Origin of the sequence: Okeania sp. SIO2B3, from assembly GCF_010672525.1 — a bacterium.
Classification (GTDB): domain Bacteria; phylum Cyanobacteriota; class Cyanobacteriia; order Cyanobacteriales; family Microcoleaceae; genus Okeania.
The window spans coordinates 45893-63756 of the sequence record NZ_JAAHGH010000040.1 but is presented as its reverse complement, the minus strand read 5'-3'; the positions used below and the strand labels follow the sequence as shown (position 1 = coordinate 63756).

The window sequence follows — 17864 nt, the reverse complement described above, 5'->3', positions numbered from 1 at the left end:
AAGATTTGCAGGAGATACGAGATGATGTGTTGTTGAATTTAAGTTTGCTGGAACGAAAGGATGAAGATATTTATCAGTTACATCCACTGATTAGAAAGTTTATGGTGGGTAAGTTGCAGCAGTTTGATTCTGTGGAGGAATGGAAACGTAGTTTTTGTCGGGTACTGGTAGAGGCGGCAGGGGCAATTCCCAATAACATTACACTGGAGCAAGTTAAGGAATGTGAGGTTGATCTTCCCCATATTGAAGAAGTGGCGGAACATTTGACTGACTATTTGAGCGATCATTATTTGATTATTCCTTTTATTAGCTTAGGTTTATTCTATCTAGATCAAGGATTTTATCCAGAGGCACAACCTTGCTTGGAGAAGGGTAGAGAAATAGCAGAAAAACGGCTGGGTAAAGATAATCCTGATGTTGCAGTTATATACAGCAACCTGGCTTTATTATATTATTCTCAAGGAAAATACGAAGTAGCCGAACTATTGTACAAACAAGCTATAGAAATCGACAAAATTTCCCTGCCTTCTTATCATCCATTTCTTGCCAAAAACCTCAACAACCTAGCAGTATTATATAGATATCTTGGGAAATATGAAGAAGCGGAACCTTTGTTCAAACAAGCTTTAGAAATCAGCAAAATTGCCCTGCTCTCTCCTTATCACCCAGCCCTTGCCTCCAGTCTTAGCAACCTAGCAGAATTATATAGCTCTCAAGGGAAATACGAGGAAGCGGAACCTTTGTACACACAAGCTCTAGAAATCGACAAAATTGCCCTGCCTCCTAATCATCCAAAGCATGCCATACACCTCAACAACCTAGCAGAATTATATCGTTATCTTGGGAAATACGAAGAAGCAGAAGCACTGTACAAACAAGCTGTAGAAATCGACAAAATTGCCCTGCATCCTAATCATCCAACTTTTGCAACCCACCTCAACAACCAGGCTGTCTTATATTATTCTCAAGGGAAATACAAAGAAGCAGAAGCACTGTATAAACAAGCCATTGAAATCGACAAAATTGCCCTGCCTCCTAATCATCCAGATATTGCCAGAGACCTCAGCAACCTAGCAGAATTATATAGTTCTCAAGGGAAATACAAAGAAGCGGAACCTTTGTTCAAACAAGTTATTGAAATCGCCAAAGTTGCTCTACCTCCCAATCATCTAAATACTGCAACCAACCTCCACAGCCTAGCAGAATTATATAGTTCTCAAGGGAAATACAAAGAAGCGGAACCTTTGTTCAAACAAGCTATTGAAATCCTCAAAGTTGCTCCACCTCCTTATCATCATAATATTGTCAGAGACCTCAACAAGCTGGCAGAATTATATTATTCTCAAGGGAAATACAAAGAAGCGGAACCTTTGTATAAACAAGCTATTGAAATCCTCAAAGTTGTTCTACCTCCTAATCATTCAGGTATTGCTACCAGCCTTAACAACCTGGCTGTTTTATACTATTCTCAAGGGAAATACGAAGCAGCAGAACCTTTGTACAAACAAGCTCTAGAAATCGACAGAATTGCCCTGCCTCCTAATCATCCAGATATTGCCAGAGACCTCAACAACCTAGCAGAATTGTATCGTGTTCAAGGGAAATACGAAGCAGCAGAACCTTTGTTCAAACAAGCTATTGAAATCGACAAAATTGCCCTGCCTCCTAATCATCCAGATATTGCTAGAGATCTCAACAACCTGGCAAGATTATATTATTCTCAAGGGAAATACGAAGCAGCAGAACCTTTGTACAAACAAGCTCTAGAAATCACTAAAATTGCCCTACCTCCTAATCATCCAAACCTTGCCACCAGCCTCGGCAGCCTGGCAGAATTGTATCGTTCTCGTGGGAAATATGAAGCAGCAGAACCTTTGTACGAACAAGCCATCGAAATCACTAAAATTGCCCTACCTTCTAATCATCTATATCTTGCCACCCACCTCAACAACCTGGCGTTACTATACTATTCTCAAGAAAAATACGAAGCAGCAGAACCTTTGTACAAACAAGCGCTGGATATTTATGAGCAAAAATTAGGTGGGGAACATCCTAATACTCAGACTGTGCGAAAAAATCTCGAAGCCTGTCGGCAACAAAAACAGAGCCAGACAGGAATTTTGTCACAAATATACGGATGGTGGAAAATGATAACTGATAACTAAAAAGTCGCGATCGCCTGAACAGAGCTAAACACGGATTTGGCCATAGATACACAGATCGTGGAAAATGGTAACTGAATAACTGATCACTGAAAATTCGCGATCGCTATTGCCTAAATCCTGATCCATTCTCCTGTTTTTCATCTTCCTCTTCTACTAATTGAACTAAGTTTTCTACAGCACCGTAAACCCTGAGAAGATTATCTATGGTGAAATTCCCAGAATCTTTGATAAAAGTATCTGCTACAAGTTTTCCAAATTGCCATAAATTACCGTCTGTAACTATTCCATAGACTGCCCTTGAGAAGTTATCATTTATTTTTTGTGACGCCAATAACTCGGCAAGACATTGCCCCCAACCTTGTTCAAAATCATTTTTCTTAGCTTCAACAACGATAACAATTGGTTTTTCTAATACTGTTTTACCAAGTTCAGAACGTCGTGAAAAAAGATAGTCTGGTGTTCCTGATAGAATTTCATCATAAGAAATACTTTTGCGAATCCAAAATGAATATTTCTGATAATATTTTTTATATACTTCCCGCAATAATGGGGAGATTATAGTTTCGCTGCGAGATGCTTCAGAAGCAAACAAATCTATGTGTTCTTTATTAAATTCAAAATCTTTGATAAAACTGTCTGATGGTAATAATTCCTGACTAACTATAAAGTTCTCTTCAGAGTATTTAATTCTATACTTTTTTTGTACATCGGAGATTGTCTTAAAATCACTAAAAGCCATATTTCAACTCCTCATAATAAATTCCTAAATTAGAAAGTGAGTTTGTATATATATTATAATAAAAAGTATCTATTTTTGGCAATTTATGACTCATATTTTACCTATTTATTTATTAGGAATTATGCAGAAACCTGGTTTATCAAACTCTAGCTTTTCTTTTCCTCAATTAAGCAACTCCATAATCAGTATATTCCCGCATTTCAGGAGCTTGAAATCCCAGAACAATATCTTCTTTTGGTACTCCTCGCTCCACAAGTTCTTGAGCAATTCTGATTTCGGTCATATTTTGCTCTATCCAAATCTTTTCTCCTTTAATATCCAAATGTAAAACACAACCATAAGCTCGCCGATAACCATCCCATCCTACATTCATAACCATATAATGGTCTTGTTTTGTATCAAAAACCGTGTAATTATCTATCTGACCATTTGCTATAGGAATAGCAGCATAAACTGTTAATAAAGACTGAATAATATTGCGATAATATTCTAAGGTATCCATTGTACAATTACCTCCTGTTTTGGGTCATAAATAATTAGTTTTATTTCATATCTTTCTAAGGATATTTGGGCAAATTCCCGCTTAAAAAAAGTATTATAAGCAAGCACAGGTATTGCTAAATATAAAATTCGTCTTGGCTCACTAATTTCTAAAGCTAACCGATAATTCAAGAACTGTCCTAAAGCATTATGGTAATCTGTCAATGGCGAATCACTCAAAAAAGTTTTAATCTCAACTGCAATTTTTTCTTCACCACGCTCTGCTGCTAATAATTGTTCTGCACCTAAATCAATTTCAAATTTAGTTCCGCCTACTTCCAGTAGCAGGGGATCGTCGGTTATCTGCCATTCCTCCTTTTCCAAAGCAATTCTAACCACAGCATGAAATTTATCCTTAGCAGCCATTTTTACCCTTCTCTAATTTACTTATTATTGTGGTCTAATTGTAATTTTATAGAACAGAAAAGCGCTATAAAGTAAGAATACCAGCTTTTTTATCGACTACCAAGCGCCTGTCTTCTAACCAAGGCAAACCGATGATAATCTCTGGTATTCCATCACCAACAACAACAGGAACCTTCATTTCTTGACCATCAAAAATAACTGCACCTTGGTACAAATCAAAAGTTGCCACTCCCAATGCTGTCCGCCTTTCTTCTTGTTCTTGAAAAGACCATCCCAAGCTTTCTATATCTTGAGTATCTACTGCCAACCAGTCAGTACAACCAGTATCTAACAAAGCATCAACTATTATTATCGAACCGTCGGCAGCTATTAACTCTATTTCAAAAAATAACTCTCCTTTACTACCAAAGTATCCTTGAATCATATTTTCCCTACTGCTCCTGTTTCATTAATGCACATTGCCATTAATAAAGCACTAGGGTATTTTTGTTTAGCTTTTTGGCGGGCAACATTCCGATCACGATCCAGAAAATAATCTCCACTATCGGGTTCTATATAAATAAACCAGTCGTAATGTTCTTTCACCAAATCTGGATAAACTCGCCAAAAAATTTCCCGACACCGACTGGCAAAAGCTTCTTTTTCTGCTTTGCGTCTGGCTCTTTCTTCTGGGGAAAGAGGGGGGCGATCGCCATATATTGGCGTACCTCTGGGTACTTTTCTGCGTGTTGTTTGGGTCATATTTCCAATTTTTTATATTAATCCGATACTAATATTATAGCAGACATACTGAATTAACTTCAAAAAAAGCTAGACAAGGATTTTGCCACAGATACACGGATGATGCCAAATAATGAATCCGTTTATCCGTGCCCGAATCTTTGTCTAGCTTCTGTGTTTAGCCTACTGAACAATTAATCTACTCAAACCTTTTAATATTTGCAAAACATTCCACAAATCATTATGACGGCGACGCATCGAAAACAAATCTGACTCACTATAAACAAGTTTTTCTTGTTTAATTAACTTCAAAAAAATAAAATCTGTACCATTAGTAACAAAACCATAATTAGGCTTTTCTAAATTAGGACTTCCCAACATATAAGCTAGTGCTTGTGGAATCCCAACCTCCAGAGAATAAGCTGTTTTTTTTGCCTCAATTACTAACACCCAAAATTCAGGAGTAAAAACTAAAAGATCTAGCCTGCCAGTAATAATTGTTGCCTCATCTTCCGAGCTAATTCTTACCTCTTTTTCACCAGTAATAAAAAAAGGATATCGATAAAAACCTGCCCACTTCAACAATGGTGATAAAACTACCAATTTTACAACAGGTTCTAACAATGGATATTGAGATAAATGTAAATATTCTTCTTTGACTTCATCCATAGAAGCCATTTCTAAATCTGTCAGTTCGGGCAAATTTTCTTGCCATTCCTGAAAAAATTCTCCATCATTATTCCGTTCTAAACCAAACTTTAACTTTAAATCTAAAAGGTTAATTTTTTGAGATTGAATAGTTTCAACCATTAATTTTTTACTCCTTGCAAGTTTTGCCTATAACTGAATTTAACTTAGTTTTGGAATTATAATATCTAGAGAACAGAAAAGCGTTTCCAAGTCAATCTTTTTATATCAATCAGATACTAATATTATAGCAAGCATTGCTGAATTAACTTCAAAAAAAGCTAGACAAGGATTTTGCCACAGATACACGGATGATGCCAAATAATGAATCCGTTTATCCGTGCCCGAATCTGTGTCTAGCTGCTGATTCTTCCTTGATATTCCTAAGTTCAGTTCTTGCTTTTTTGGAATTTTCACGAATATTTTGTAGTTCAGGACATTCCTCTTTTTTGTAAAAATTCAAAGCTATATCAAAACAAGCGATCGCCTGCTGCAAATTCTCACGGCGCTCTCCCTGAAGCATTTCCAAATAACTCAAACCCAGACAGTTCTGAATATCTGCCCAATCTTTAGGAGTTTCAGTCGGAGTCAGAATAGAAGCTACTATATTGTATCCAGTCAGAGCAATTTCCAAATTAATCCCCCGCACCCCTCCATCAAATGTTCTAATTAGATCGCTAATAACAGTAACCCTCTTGAGAAATTCTTGTTTCTTTGCATCTCCTACATTGGGGAAAGCCTTATTAAACCAATTCTGCAACGCTTCAGGAAAGCGATCGTTTAACTTATCCAAATTTTCTCTTAAAAAATTGTGTACTGCTTGCTTGTCACCTTTGTTGACAAAACTTACACCAAGTAACTGATAGGGGAATTTCTCCATATCTTGATTTGAGGGAGGGAAAAATTCCATCAACTCAGGTTCAATAGCTTGCACTTCTAGTAGAGTAGATACTGGTTCAAAGTCTTCAGGAGAAGGGGGGAGTTTCATCAAGTCAGGTTTAGTAGCTTGCTCCTTTGGTAGAGTAGACTTTTGAACAAATTTAGGTACATTAACAACAGGAATTTCTGAGCGATCAGTAGCTTCCTCCGTTCTAGGAGCAATGAGTCCTCTTAAAACTTTAGCACCTTTAGTATTACCTTCTTGTTCTAATATTGCAGCCATACTTCCTATTAACTTAGGATCGATTATGCCTGGGTTATTTTTAACAACTTCTGCCTCCGAACCTTCTGGATGCTCAAGTATTTTATCAATCATACCTAGCTGGGCATTATTTGGGTTTGTTCCACTAGAATTAGCAGAAGTAGAAATTGGCTGGGATGCAGTCAGATCAGCTTGTTTGAAACTACCGAAAACTTGATTCCGCAATTGAGTGGGGCTAACTCCTAAATTCTGCAAAACTTTTATTGCCCTTTCTTCTGACTGGCTCAGTAAAGCTAGTAAAAAATGTTCGGTGTCAATTTTATAGTCTTTTAACTTCTCTGCCTCAACTTGAGAAAGCTCAAAGACTTCTATGGTATTTTGATTGTAGGGAATGTTTTCGTAAGACCCTACCCCTCGTCTCTGTATTTTTTCAACCTCTAAGCGGGCATTTTCTAACTTAACACCAGCATCTCTAAGTACCTGCGACGCTAAACCTTGTTCCTGCCTGATTAAACCCAAAAGAAGTTGTACTGGCCCTATTTCTCTATGACACAAGTGTTTGGCTTCATCGAAGGCTAGCTCAAGGACGTTATGGACTTGTTGTGTAAAAAAATGCCAAGGAGCTAGAGAATTATACCTATTTGTCGCTTCATTGGGGACGTTATCGTCTTCTTGTGTAAACCTATTATACATAGTTATTTTTCCAGTTCAAAGACTAATCATAATTTTCTGTTTGCTTCTTTACCTGACAAAAGACAAAAAAAGAGAGCGATCGCCTGAACAGAGCTAGACAATGATTTTGCCACGAATGCACGGATGATGACAAATAATTAATCTGTTTATCCGTGCCCGAATCTCTGTCTAGCTTTTCTTTTCCTAAATTAAACAACTCCATAGTCAGTATATTCGCGCATTTCAGGAGCTTGAAATCCCAGAACAATATCTTCTTTTGGTACTCCTCGCTCCACAAGTTCTTGAGCAATTCTGATTTCGGTCATATTTTGCTCTATCCAAATCTTTTCTCCTTATAATATCCAAATGTAAAACACAACCATAAGCTCGCCGATAACTATCCCATCCTACATTCATAACCATATAATGGTCTTGTTTTGTATCAAAAACCGTGTAATATCATGTCCGTTGGTATCGTTTGTGTAAAAGTTGGCGTGGATATTTGCAGGAAATTTAAGTTTTTTTCTTGCCTGTTGCCAGATGAGCTGTTGCCAGATGAGCTGTTGCCTATTTACTATACAAGACCGATGCTACCGGACATGATATAACAATCTATCTGACCATTTGCTATGGGGATGGCGGCATAAACTGTCAATAAAGACTGAATAATATTGCCATAAGATTCTAAGGTATCCATTGTACAATTACCTCATGTTAAAATAAACAACATTCAATTATCAATATAGGAGATAAAAATTGAATTGGGAAATACACGAAGCACAAGAAAATTTATCAGAATAAAAGCAATAACCCAAAAACCACAAAGGTTATTTTTAAATCAGTGAAATGAAATAATGTACCGAACACCAACTATCAAATTCGATCGCGGCACTCTTATCCTCCATCCTCCACCTCAAGGTAAAGCATGGGTAGACTATGCAACCTGGGATGACCGGGTGGAAAAATTTCGGGTTCGAGCAATAGACTATCGCCCTTTAGTGGAATCATTAAAAGCAGCAAAAATTGACTTTACTGACAAAGCTAAAGAATTTGAACCTCTCGAACTCATCCCTAGTTTGGAAATGCCTCCCTATCCCCACCAAGAGGCAGCATTGAAAGCTTGGAAACAGTCAGGCAGAAATGGAGTTGTGATTCTCCCTACTGCTTCGGGTAAAACATATTTGGCCCAACTGGCAATGCAGGCAACTCCCCGTAGTACCCTGGTAGTAGTGCCTACCCTAGATTTGATGCACCAGTGGTATGCGCATTTGAATGCAGCTTTTCCAGATGTGGAGGTGGGGTTACTTGGTGGGGGGTCTCGCGACAAAACACCAATTTTAGTGGCGACTTACGATAGTGCCACTATTCATGCTGAGGCGATCGGCAATAAATATGCTCTATTAGTTTTTGATGAATGTCACCACTTACCTACTGATTTTTATCGGGTAATTGCTGAATACGCGATCGCTCCTTATCGTCTGGGTCTGACAGCAACTCCTAACCGTTCTGATGGTCGCCATTCTGACCTAGATTATTTAATTGGACCTACTGTTTTTAGCAAGACTCCTGAAGAATTGGCAGGTGCTGCTTTAGCTGACCATAAAATTGTGCAAATAATGGTTAAACTTTCTGCACAGGAGCGGGAAGAATATAACAAGTTAATGACAGTTAGAAATGACTTTTTAAAGCAGGCAAATATTAAGTTAGGTGGGTTAAATGGTTGGAAAAATTTTGTTATAGCAAGTGCCCGTTCTAAGGCTGGACGTCGAGCAATGTTAGCTCATCGTCAAGCTAAGGAAATTGCTCTTGGTACAGATGGAAAATTACGAACTCTTGCTAATTTATTGGCTCAACATTTTCCCGAACGGACTTTAATTTTTACGGCTGATAATACAACAGTTTATCGGATTTCCCATGAGTTTTTAATTCCGGCAATTACTCACCAAACTCCTGTGAAAGAAAGGCATGAAGTTTTAAGTAAATTTAGAACTGGAGAATATAAAACTCTTGTGGCTTCTCATGTTTTAAATGAAGGTGTTGATGTGCCAGATGCGAGGGTGGCAATTATTTTATCTGGTACTGGAAGTGAACGAGAATATATTCAAAGATTGGGTCGAGTTTTACGTCGAGGTAGCGATAAAAATAAGTTAGCAATTTTGTATGAAGTTGTGACAGAAAATACCAGTGAAGAACAAACTTCTCGTAGACGTAGAGGTAAAATTAGACCTAAAAAATCTCCTAAATATCAAGAACAAAAAGAGGCTAAACCGGAAGTTAAGCCGTTAGAAATTGTGAAGCCAGAACCGATTTATGGAGTTAATAATTTTGTTGCTAAACGTGCTGCTGAACCAGGTGCAAAATGGGGAAGCGATGAAAAAAATGATGAAAATGATTTGGAAAATAAATCAGAAATAAAAGAGGATAAAAAATCTGTAGAAAATTCTGATGATGATATTAATATTGATGAGTTTTTCTGATTTTTAATATCATGTCTCTTTAAAGTTCTACAAATAAAGTTTATCACATCGTTGTCTTTTAAAAAAATAGAGGAGCGGGATTTTAATGCCAAACCTAGTAAAAGATGAATCAAAAATAAAGGCAGTATTTTCAAGGGATAGCCTCCTAGCAATAATAGCTTTATTTACTGCTAGAATTATCATGTCTTTTACTCCCATCTTGCTCAGATTAAGCAGCAACGAAATAGGTCCTAACGCTAGTGGGTTTTGGCGGGAAGCCGTGGCATTAATTTTTTTGGGAGCTTTAGGAGGAGTTTCAGTTATCCGCCGCGATCGCCAATTTCACGAGCAAAAACCTTACAACCGTCGGATATGGTTACTATTGGTAGTAATGGGAATCGTTGGAACCTGTCTAGTTCTTTTATTTGCATGGTCGGTAAGCCAAACGAGAATTTCTAACTTTGCGGTAATTGAGTCCTTGACTCCCCTATTTCCAGTGCTGGGGGGATGGCTGCTGTTCGGTCAACTCTTCGTAAGATGGCAGGCGGCTAACAAACAACCATCGAAGCTATTAGGGTGAATTATATAGCAATCCTATTTCAATTGTAATATTTCTGTGGTAGTTAGGAGTCAGGAGTCGGGAGTCAGAATTTTCAAAGTTTTTCGTCAATCTTAACTATTATAGAAATTTTATAGAAATTTTCACAAATCATTTAGGACTGCTATATCAAAAAAATATCTGTTGCATCGAACGAAAATTTATCAGTAACTGGACTTTTGGAAAAAAGCTAAATATAGTTAGCTACATTCTATGTAAATAGAAATACTTAAGTCTATCCCCAGAGAAATCTTAGAGTAGTTTTATGCTCAATAAAAACTTCTTGATGCTCTTGCAACCAACAAAAAAATTTGTAAGATACACCGATGAGAAATGCTTCCAATGTTTCCGTAAAATTTGTCAAAAGTTTGTGAGCATAACGTTTTTTTAGCTCTCCCATTAATTGTTGATAAATAATGAAAGTATGACGAATTATACTTATTTTGTTTTTGATTTGATATTCTTTTAAACCTAACCATCCCTTGGCTTCTCTATAGAACCCATTTGGAATCTTTGTCAGTGATTAAGTTCTTGCCAGGAGTTAGGAGATCGAGGGAAGGCATAAGTTCAATAATTAATAATTAATAATTAATAATTACCTCTCCTTGAAAAGAGAGGATTGACTCAAAGGAAAATTTTTTCTTGCTTATCCTTTAAAGAAGAGTCTTTAAACCTTAATTATTCGGTAAAAAGATTGAAAAATACTCCCCACCTCCCCATCTCTTTTTAAATAGTTTTCAAATGGGTTTTATATGCCAATAATCTAGTCATTATAATCACAATTATGATACAATAAAGTATTTTTTTGATAAAAAGTAAGCATTCAGCTATTAACAGTCAGCTCTCAGCAATAAAAATGAATGAAGCAAGTACTCGTTTAACTTCTACTACATTTTCAACTCTATGGAGGGAAATGTAGATGTGGCTCACACTTATTGCTAAGGTTAAGTAATAGGCTTTTCTTTGACTCATACTTTTAATTTTATAAAGCTGATAGCTGACCGCTTACGATAAAAACACCATAATAGCAGTTATAAGTCTAGATTAAATATCATAAATTATGTTACCAACTGACTTACTTTCTCATCGGCAAACAGGAGAAACAATTATTCCTCAAAAACTTAAAATTGATGCTAAAAATTTAGCCATTGCCACAGAGATGATTAACTCTTTTCAAGAAACAGTAGGCAAAACTCAAGGAGAACTTGATAAACGTTTACAAGAAATTGAAGGAGATGACCCCAACTATCGTTTCAAAAGAGGATTAGCACATATGCTGAGAGGCAGTTTTTCTACTTTTGAAATTATCAGTCCTCTGGAACCAATAGAATTAAGAAAACGTGTTTTTTCTACAGCAGCAGAAGTTGTTCCTAGTATCCAATCAACAGAATTAACTCTAGAAAAATTAGCCGCACAAATTAGTCAAGAATTAAACCGAGAAGTTCTGCCTGATGAAATTAAAAAAGGTCTCTATGCTGACTTACAAGAAAATAGAATTTTGACTCAATTTGATGCTCCTACATCAGAGGCTTTATTACATAGATATAATCTATCTCAAGTACAAGGTATTTTTTACAAAGCTAGTCATATTGAATTAAATGCTCATCGCAATGATCCAGGAGAATACAAACTCTTATTTAGGTATGTAAAACTCTTTCAATTAATGACTTATATTGAAGGAGATGCTGACCATGGTTTTACCCTCACAATTGATGGGCCTTATAGTTTATTTAAACCTAGTACTCGTTACGGTTTAGCACTAGCAAAAATGTTACCCGCATTACTACACGTTACAAAATGGAGTTTACACGCAACTTTACAAAGTCGTGATACCTATAGTGGAGCTTGGAAAAAAGGTCGATTTAGTCTTAATTCTGATTGTGGTTTAGTTAGTCATTACCCACCAGGAAAACCCTACGATAGTATGTTAGAAGCATCATTTGTAGAACGTTGGGCTAAGTCAAAAACCGAGTGGAAGTTAGAAAGAGAAGTTGATTTAATTCCAATTCCTGGTAGTGTAATGATTCCTGACTTTAGACTGGTACATCCCAATGGACAATCATATTTATTAGAAATAGTTGGATATTGGCGACCAGAATATTTAAAAAAGAAATTTTATCAGGTGCAAAGTGCCGAGTGTGATAATTTAATTTTGGCAGTTTCCGAACGACTAAATTTGGAAAAAGCTGGTGTAAAAGTGAAAGATGTACCAGTACCTATTGTCTGGTTTAAGGATAAGTTGTTACCTAAATCAGTATTGGAAGTTTTGGACTCTATTTAATGTTCGGTCATTTCAGTTATCAGTTATCAGGACCGACCACTAAAGTTGGAGGCTTTAAAATACTGAATTGAATATTTTTTCCCTTAAAAGGGGGAGGCATTAAACCTCATTATTTGGTAAAAAAAATGACTTAGATCATGTTTGGTAGAACAGTTATAATTAGGCTCGTAGTTGGACTTTAGTCCTAATAATAAGCATTTCAGAGGCTCAAGCGCAACTACAAACAAAAACTTTATTATAAGTAATTATCCGAACATGATATTATTGAACATAAAATCTACTATGAAAAATCTCAGATAATTACCTTATTCAAAAAATTACTCTAACTATTAAAAAGATGAAAATAAGTCAGATTATTAGATTAGTAATCATAACTTTAGTGGGATTAATTTTTAGCCTACTTCTGATGGGAAAAGCTCTAGCTTTAAGTCAAATTTATGATGGGAATAGTCAATGTATTTCTCAATCTAGAAAAACCTTAACCGATGCAAAAATTTGTGCCACCATTGAGAATGGTAATGTTGTTTTTCGAGGAGAAGGAAATAATAATCAGCAAGGAATTTACCTTTATATGAATGGTTATCTAAAAACTATAGCTAACCAAAATACTCCCATGCCAGAAGGTACAGGAAAATTTACTCAGTTTGGAATTTGCCCTGCATTTGATAAAGATAACGTAGTGTTTATTGCTCAAGGGAGTGAAGATCAGCAGGGAATATATATTTCTATAGATGGTTTTCTCTCAAAAGTGACAAATAGAAAAACTAGCATTCCTAATGGTAAGGGAACGTTTACCGAGTTTGGTTCTTGTCTAGCTATCGACAATGAAACTGTGGTATTCATCGCGAATGGCAACAATAACCAGCAGGGAATATATATTTATCAGGGAGGGTTGTTGTCAACGATAGTAGACCGCACTACCCCTATCCCTGGAGGTAAAGGCACTTTTACAGGTTTTGGCTCCTGTGCAGCTATTGACAATGAGAAAGTGTTATTTTTGGGTTATGGTGACAATAACCAACAGGGTATATACACTCACTTTAATGACTCTCTGTTCGCGATCGCCGATATAAATACTCCTATTCCTGGAGGTAAAGATAGTTTTACCAGTTTTGGTTCCATTAAATAAGGAAGAAGGAAAGTCTTGTTTTGTCTGAGTTTTAAGCTTTTGATCTGTCAGTTATTAAATTGACAGAGTATTGCTGTTTAGCCTTATTTCTAATTTTTTGTAACAATTTGTCTGTATTTTCAGTTGCTTTAATATTGAATAGCTTGATTCTTGAAAAAATTCTGATTATTTTGAGTTTCTGAAACCAAATTTAATCGTTCTAATCCTAATTTTACATACTCTTCTTCTATTTCTATACTAATAAATTTTCTACCCAATCTTTGAGCCACTACAGATGTTGTGAATGTTCCGGCAAATAAATCTAAAATTAAATTACCAGGATTACTACTAGCTTTAATAATTCTTTCCAATAAAGCTTCTGGTTTCTGAGTCGGATGATTTCTATACTCAGGCATTCTATATCTAACTCTGGGAATATACCAAACATTTCCAGGCACTTTTTGAGTATTATAAGGTGCTGGTTTTGCTTTGCGATAATCAATCAATTTACGCACTGCACCTGTTTTAGCTTCAACCATTATTTCTTCATAGTTGAATGTATAGTTCTTGCGGTCTTTTACACCAAATAAAATAGGCTCATATAACGAACCAAAGTATTTCTTTGCCTGAACTCCTGAACTATCATAATACCAAATAATTCGAGAAAGAATAGCGATTTTATCCCTTAAATATATATCTAGATATGGCATATATTGTGTTGCTGCCATAATGTAAATACTACCCGTCTTTTTCAATTTCCTCAAACATAAATCTATCCACTGATAACACCATTTTATATATTCATTATTAGAATCCCATTTGTTTTGTCTACCATTAAATTTCTTGCCAATATTATAAGGAGGATCGGCAAATATTAAATCGATACTACTATCTTTTACATAGCTGTCCAAAGCAGCGATCGCTTCTCCCCAGATAATTTGATTTTCCTCAATTTGCCATACTTTCATTTGACGATTTTAGAATTTATTGACCGATAAAGTATACTGTAGCTTCTTATAGCAGTTTTCATTAACATAGAATACAACTATTTCTGTAGCTTATTAAACTTTATGTATATCTATAATTTTTACTGTAGTCTACCTTTGTGAAAACTGCTATAACACCTTAGAATTCAAACCTAATATAGCGCTACGCGCAAGTTATACCAATTTAATAAATGTTTGTTACAACATGGTACGGACGTTGCATAAGGGCGTCCGTACGAAAGAAGGAAGAGGGAAGAAGGAAGAAGGGATAAATATTTAAAAAAATGGAAAAACGATATAAATAACTATCTAAAATGAACTAGACTAGCTATTTTTAAGCATATCCGATCAAGGTCTACCTTTTTGTAGCATTCTTTTTTCACGCTTGGTATTAGAAGTCAACATTCAGTAGGAGCGTTAACGATAGTTATGCGAAGCAAACGGCCGTTCACCCCTACAAAAGTAATCTCTGACGCTCGTTTTTCCTAGGTTAATGCTCCGCAAACAAGGTTTAGTAGTGTCCTAACCTAAATCCGTAGTGCTATATCATCCATACTCACCTAAGGTTAAAAAATAAAATTAAAAATAAATATATACTACCCAAATTTTGATTGACAAAAATTTGTTTATATACTACACTAAGAGTTTTGGCAGATAAATATTCTCCACTCAAGGCCGATATGACGACGCAAAGTCGTAAAGGGCCTTCCAAGCGGAGAAGTATTAAAAAGTATGCTCACAGTATAATTGCTTATTTAATTTTCTTACCCACAAGAAATTCCTACCTAAGTGTATGGATTTACCGATTGGGATCGACAAAATCAATAGTTATTCTGTGATAACTAGAAAGTAACAGAAATAACAAGCCGAAAGAAAATGATATTCCTCAGTATTACAGGAGTAATCTTCAAAAGATAACTCTGTTAATAGAGGGAATTAAAATTATCATCTTCTACTTCCTATACAAGTAGAATACTGCCAAATATTTATAGTTAATCCTGAAGGATATCTCCTTCATAAAAGCTAACTAAAATAAATTCCATCAAAGTCTATTCACTATATAAAACAGGAGGTAACGTCATGAAAATCAAAACTCAACTACACACCGAAGCAGTCAAAAAAGCTTTGCTTTCCCTATCAGAAATGGAACTATATAATATTATTCATCATTGGCTTGAACGAATATCTCAAAAAGATTGGGAAGCAGAATTATTAGATGAAATGCAGTTTGCTTTAGGTTATGAATTAGAGTCAGGAGAAACTCTACAATCTTATAGAAGTTGGGATGAATTGATGTATTGTGAACCTGACTGTGAAGATGTTTACTTAATCGCACCATCACCTTTGAAATTACACAGACATATAGATAAGATGGACTCACATTCTTTTTATCACAATATAATTTCTATTGCTGGAAAAGCTTATAGTGAAGGAGAAATGGGTTATCCACCAAATGCCTTTTGTGATGGGTATAAATTTATGGAAAACTTAGTTGCTAGCTTCAGAAAAAATCAACCTTGCCAAGAAGAAAATTCTCCTTCAGAAATTTTCAGAATTGTGAATCAAACTCCAAATAATGAACAGTTTTTCCAAGTATCAGAACATTGGCGGACTTACAATGGAGATAAAGTAACTGATTTTGTACTTTTGACCTCTCATTAGTAATTGCAGGAAGAAGAAAGTAAGTACATAAATAAGTTTGTTTATGGTATTTAGAATGGGTTATCTAATGTGATAATCCATATTCTTATTAACAATATTTCAGAAAATAATTTGGGATAAACTTTCTCAAGCGTACTCATAAATACTAAAAAACTGACTAATTATAGCAATGAGCGCTGGTATATTTTCCAAAGTATTTGACTATTTTTAACTTGTGGCAGATTTATTCTATTAATATTATGAAATTCAGAGTTTATTACCGAAAAATAGTGGTCTAAAGCCTCCCATTTTAAGCAAAGGTACTGATAACTGATAACTGATAACTGAAATGGCATTAACTATCAACGAACTATTTGATGAACAATTCTATTTAGAAACCTACCCAGAAGTAGCTGAAGCAGTCGCCAATGGTACAGTCAGTGATGGCTTTTTCCACTTTATTAGGTTTGGTCAATTTGAAAGTCGCGACCCCAACGCTATTTTCAATACTAATTTCTATCTTGATACTAACCCTGGAGTAGCTGCTGCTGTAGAACAAAATGTTTTGACACCTACAGAACACTTCATCAATTTTGGTCAATTTGAACAACGCGACCCCAGTACTTTATTAGACACCAGTTTTTATCTAGACCGTTACCCAGATGTTGGTGAAGCACTAGCAAATACCTCACTCACAGCAACAGAACACTTTCTCAATACTGGTCAATTTGAAGGACGGTTGCCACGTTTGTTATTCAGCGATATCTATGTGTTTGGCGATAGTTTGTCTGATACAGGCAATGCTTTTGCAGCTACTGGCGGTCTGTTGCCACCCAGTCCTCCCTATTTTGAAGGTCGCATTAGCAACGGTCCTCTATGGATAGAAACTCTTGCACCACAATTAGAGTTAACATCTAACCCCAGTCTCAATTTTGCAGTAAATGGAGCCACTACAGGATTTGTGAATAGTACCAATAATCTATTGCCAGAGGGTACTCCCCCACTGTTAATTGGACTGCAGACACAAATTGACAATTTTATAGCAGAGACTCCAGAAACTGACCCTGATGCTTTGTATGTAGTGTGGGCCGGTGCAAATGATTATTTAGGGGGTAGCACCCAAGATGTGCAGTCAAGTGTGGGTAATTTGTCAGTGGCAGTAAATAAGCTAGCAAGCATTGGAGCCAGAAATTTTATGTTGCCAAATTTACCAGATCTAGGTTTGACTCCATTCGGACAGAGTTTACCCCCGGAACAACAACAGGGATTAAGCTTATTAAGTGACGGTCACAATAGTGGGTTAGCAGCAGCTTCCCAAATATTAGAGCAAGACCCGAATATTAATATTATTAGCCCTGATTTTAGGACTATCTTTGACGATGTTATTGCTAACCCTACTGATTTTGGCTTTACGAATGTCACGGATAATTTCTTAGCTTCTGGAGCAATTAACCCCGATGATTTTTTATTCTTTGATGACATACATCCTACTACCAATGCCCATAATTTTGTGGCAGATACAGCAATAAAATCTATTACAGAGATTTCAGAATTGGTTAGTATTTTGGAGCATTGACTTAATCAGAATAATTGAGATTTTATTAAAAAAAATAAGGAATAATTCATTAATGGATAATGGATAATGGATAATTGATAATTACCTCTGGTTAAAACCGCTACGGAATTGAATATAAGGAATATTTTCTTTTTTTTTCCCTTAAAAGGGGAGGCTTTAAACCAGAATTATTTAATTATTAATTATTA

At 35.8% G+C, this 17864-nt stretch carries 19 protein-coding genes; 7 read left to right on the top strand and 12 right to left on the bottom strand.

From position 1 onward, the window contains the following. A partial coding sequence (locus F6K15_RS22405) for a tetratricopeptide repeat protein (RefSeq protein WP_293064517.1) occupies positions 1-2165 on the top strand: 2165 nt, incomplete at its 5' end. 103 nt (positions 2166-2268) lie between these two features. Here the strand turns inward: F6K15_RS22405 and F6K15_RS22400 are convergent. The 10 genes from F6K15_RS22400 to F6K15_RS22355 form a co-directional block, all read right to left on the bottom strand. Next, complete coding sequence (locus tag F6K15_RS22400) at positions 2269-2904, bottom strand: hypothetical protein (RefSeq protein WP_293064515.1); 636 nt, start codon at positions 2902-2904, stop codon at positions 2269-2271. Positions 2905-3070: 166 nt separating this feature from the next. Further along, positions 3071-3406 (bottom strand): XisI protein, encoded by a 336-nt coding sequence (locus F6K15_RS22395; RefSeq protein WP_293064512.1) that lies wholly within the window; start codon positions 3404-3406, stop codon positions 3071-3073. Next, positions 3394-3810 carry a XisH family protein gene (locus F6K15_RS22390; protein WP_293064510.1) on the bottom strand — a complete coding sequence of 139 codons (417 nt, stop codon included), beginning with the start codon at positions 3808-3810 and terminating at the stop codon, positions 3394-3396. Before F6K15_RS22390 ends, F6K15_RS22395 begins: the two co-directional genes overlap by 13 nt. Before the next feature lie 64 nt (positions 3811-3874). Continuing rightward, on the bottom strand, positions 3875-4234 hold the full coding sequence (locus F6K15_RS22385; protein WP_293064508.1) for an aspartyl protease: 360 nt from the start codon (positions 4232-4234) through the stop codon (positions 3875-3877). Then, positions 4231-4551, bottom strand: a complete 321-nt coding sequence (locus F6K15_RS22380) for a hypothetical protein (protein ID WP_293064506.1) — start codon at positions 4549-4551, stop codon at positions 4231-4233. The genes F6K15_RS22385 and F6K15_RS22380 overlap by 4 nt, the downstream gene beginning before the upstream one ends. 162 nt (positions 4552-4713) lie before the next feature. Then, on the bottom strand, positions 4714-5340 hold the full coding sequence (locus F6K15_RS22375; protein WP_293064504.1) for a type I restriction endonuclease: 627 nt from the start codon (positions 5338-5340) through the stop codon (positions 4714-4716). 211 nt (positions 5341-5551) lie between these two features. Then, the gene (locus F6K15_RS22370; RefSeq protein WP_293064501.1) at positions 5552-7051 is read right to left on the bottom strand and encodes a Clp protease N-terminal domain-containing protein; all 1500 of its coding nucleotides are present in this window, start codon (positions 7049-7051) and stop codon (positions 5552-5554) included. A gap of 22 nt (positions 7052-7073) precedes the next feature. Further along, entirely contained in the window at positions 7074-7253 is a 180-nt protein-coding gene (locus F6K15_RS22365) for a hypothetical protein (protein WP_293064498.1), read from the bottom strand. Further along, entirely contained in the window at positions 7240-7356 is a 117-nt protein-coding gene (locus F6K15_RS22360) for an element excision factor XisI family protein (protein WP_293064495.1), read from the bottom strand. Before F6K15_RS22360 ends, F6K15_RS22365 begins: the two co-directional genes overlap by 14 nt. A gap of 248 nt (positions 7357-7604) precedes the next feature. After that, entirely contained in the window at positions 7605-7727 is a 123-nt protein-coding gene (locus F6K15_RS22355; protein WP_293064492.1) for a hypothetical protein, read from the bottom strand. 157 nt (positions 7728-7884) lie between these two features. On the opposite strand from F6K15_RS22355, the gene F6K15_RS22350 reads away from it, so the two are divergent. Both F6K15_RS22350 and F6K15_RS22345 read left to right on the top strand, forming a co-directional pair. Beyond that, the gene (locus tag F6K15_RS22350; RefSeq protein WP_293064489.1) at positions 7885-9507 is read left to right on the top strand and encodes a DEAD/DEAH box helicase; all 1623 of its coding nucleotides are present in this window, start codon (positions 7885-7887) and stop codon (positions 9505-9507) included. A gap of 85 nt (positions 9508-9592) precedes the next feature. Further along, the gene (locus F6K15_RS22345; RefSeq protein ID WP_293064486.1) at positions 9593-10066 is read left to right on the top strand and encodes a DMT family transporter; all 474 of its coding nucleotides are present in this window, start codon (positions 9593-9595) and stop codon (positions 10064-10066) included. A 253-nt stretch (positions 10067-10319) separates the two neighbouring features. Here F6K15_RS22345 and F6K15_RS22340 read toward each other — a convergent pair whose 3' ends face one another. Continuing rightward, positions 10320-10484 (bottom strand): hypothetical protein, encoded by a 165-nt coding sequence (locus F6K15_RS22340; protein ID WP_293064484.1) that lies wholly within the window; start codon positions 10482-10484, stop codon positions 10320-10322. A 660-nt stretch (positions 10485-11144) separates the two neighbouring features. Here F6K15_RS22340 and F6K15_RS22335 point away from each other — a divergent pair. Together F6K15_RS22335 and F6K15_RS22330 are read left to right on the top strand one after the other, a co-directional pair. Further along, the gene (locus F6K15_RS22335; RefSeq protein ID WP_293064482.1) at positions 11145-12365 is read left to right on the top strand and encodes a DUF790 family protein; all 1221 of its coding nucleotides are present in this window, start codon (positions 11145-11147) and stop codon (positions 12363-12365) included. A gap of 337 nt (positions 12366-12702) precedes the next feature. After that, complete coding sequence (locus F6K15_RS22330) at positions 12703-13494, top strand: hypothetical protein (protein ID WP_293064480.1); 792 nt, start codon at positions 12703-12705, stop codon at positions 13492-13494. 128 nt (positions 13495-13622) lie between these two features. Here F6K15_RS22330 and yhdJ read toward each other — a convergent pair whose 3' ends face one another. Beyond that, positions 13623-14441 carry an adenine-specific DNA-methyltransferase gene (gene yhdJ / locus F6K15_RS22325; RefSeq protein ID WP_293064478.1) on the bottom strand — a complete coding sequence of 273 codons (819 nt, stop codon included), beginning with the start codon at positions 14439-14441 and terminating at the stop codon, positions 13623-13625. A 1098-nt stretch (positions 14442-15539) separates the two neighbouring features. Here yhdJ and F6K15_RS22320 point away from each other — a divergent pair. After that, positions 15540-16121 (top strand): hypothetical protein, encoded by a 582-nt coding sequence (locus tag F6K15_RS22320; RefSeq protein WP_293064476.1) that lies wholly within the window; start codon positions 15540-15542, stop codon positions 16119-16121. Between the two features lie 328 nt (positions 16122-16449). Then, complete coding sequence (locus tag F6K15_RS22315; protein ID WP_293064474.1) at positions 16450-17676, top strand: SGNH/GDSL hydrolase family protein; 1227 nt, start codon at positions 16450-16452, stop codon at positions 17674-17676. Positions 17677-17864: the final 188 nt, after the last annotated feature.

Excerpts from the sequence above, each read along its gene's own strand:
- F6K15_RS22400 (WP_293064515.1), bottom strand. The coding sequence starts at position 2,904 with ATGGCTTTTAGTGATTTTAAGACAATCTCCGATGTACAAAAAAAGTAT.
- F6K15_RS22395 (WP_293064512.1), bottom strand. The coding sequence starts at position 3,406 with ATGGATACCTTAGAATATTATCGCAATATTATTCAGTCTTTATTAACA.
- F6K15_RS22390 (WP_293064510.1), bottom strand. The coding sequence starts at position 3,810 with ATGGCTGCTAAGGATAAATTTCATGCTGTGGTTAGAATTGCTTTGGAA.
- F6K15_RS22385 (WP_293064508.1), bottom strand. The coding sequence starts at position 4,234 with ATGATTCAAGGATACTTTGGTAGTAAAGGAGAGTTATTTTTTGAAATA.
- F6K15_RS22380 (WP_293064506.1), bottom strand. The coding sequence starts at position 4,551 with ATGACCCAAACAACACGCAGAAAAGTACCCAGAGGTACGCCAATATAT.
- F6K15_RS22375 (WP_293064504.1), bottom strand. The coding sequence starts at position 5,340 with ATGGTTGAAACTATTCAATCTCAAAAAATTAACCTTTTAGATTTAAAG.
- F6K15_RS22370 (WP_293064501.1), bottom strand. The coding sequence starts at position 7,051 with ATGTATAATAGGTTTACACAAGAAGACGATAACGTCCCCAATGAAGCG.
- F6K15_RS22365 (WP_293064498.1), bottom strand. The coding sequence starts at position 7,253 with ATGGAGTTGTTTAATTTAGGAAAAGAAAAGCTAGACAGAGATTCGGGC.
- F6K15_RS22360 (WP_293064495.1), bottom strand. The coding sequence starts at position 7,356 with ATGACCGAAATCAGAATTGCTCAAGAACTTGTGGAGCGAGGAGTACCA.
- F6K15_RS22355 (WP_293064492.1), bottom strand. The coding sequence starts at position 7,727 with ATGGATACCTTAGAATCTTATGGCAATATTATTCAGTCTTTATTGACA.
- F6K15_RS22350 (WP_293064489.1), top strand. The coding sequence starts at position 7,885 with ATGTACCGAACACCAACTATCAAATTCGATCGCGGCACTCTTATCCTC.
- F6K15_RS22345 (WP_293064486.1), top strand. The coding sequence starts at position 9,593 with ATGCCAAACCTAGTAAAAGATGAATCAAAAATAAAGGCAGTATTTTCA.
- F6K15_RS22340 (WP_293064484.1), bottom strand. The coding sequence starts at position 10,484 with ATGGGAGAGCTAAAAAAACGTTATGCTCACAAACTTTTGACAAATTTT.
- F6K15_RS22335 (WP_293064482.1), top strand. The coding sequence starts at position 11,145 with ATGTTACCAACTGACTTACTTTCTCATCGGCAAACAGGAGAAACAATT.
- F6K15_RS22330 (WP_293064480.1), top strand. The coding sequence starts at position 12,703 with ATGAAAATAAGTCAGATTATTAGATTAGTAATCATAACTTTAGTGGGA.
- yhdJ (WP_293064478.1), bottom strand. The coding sequence starts at position 14,441 with ATGAAAGTATGGCAAATTGAGGAAAATCAAATTATCTGGGGAGAAGCG.
- F6K15_RS22320 (WP_293064476.1), top strand. The coding sequence starts at position 15,540 with ATGAAAATCAAAACTCAACTACACACCGAAGCAGTCAAAAAAGCTTTG.
- F6K15_RS22315 (WP_293064474.1), top strand. The coding sequence starts at position 16,450 with ATGGCATTAACTATCAACGAACTATTTGATGAACAATTCTATTTAGAA.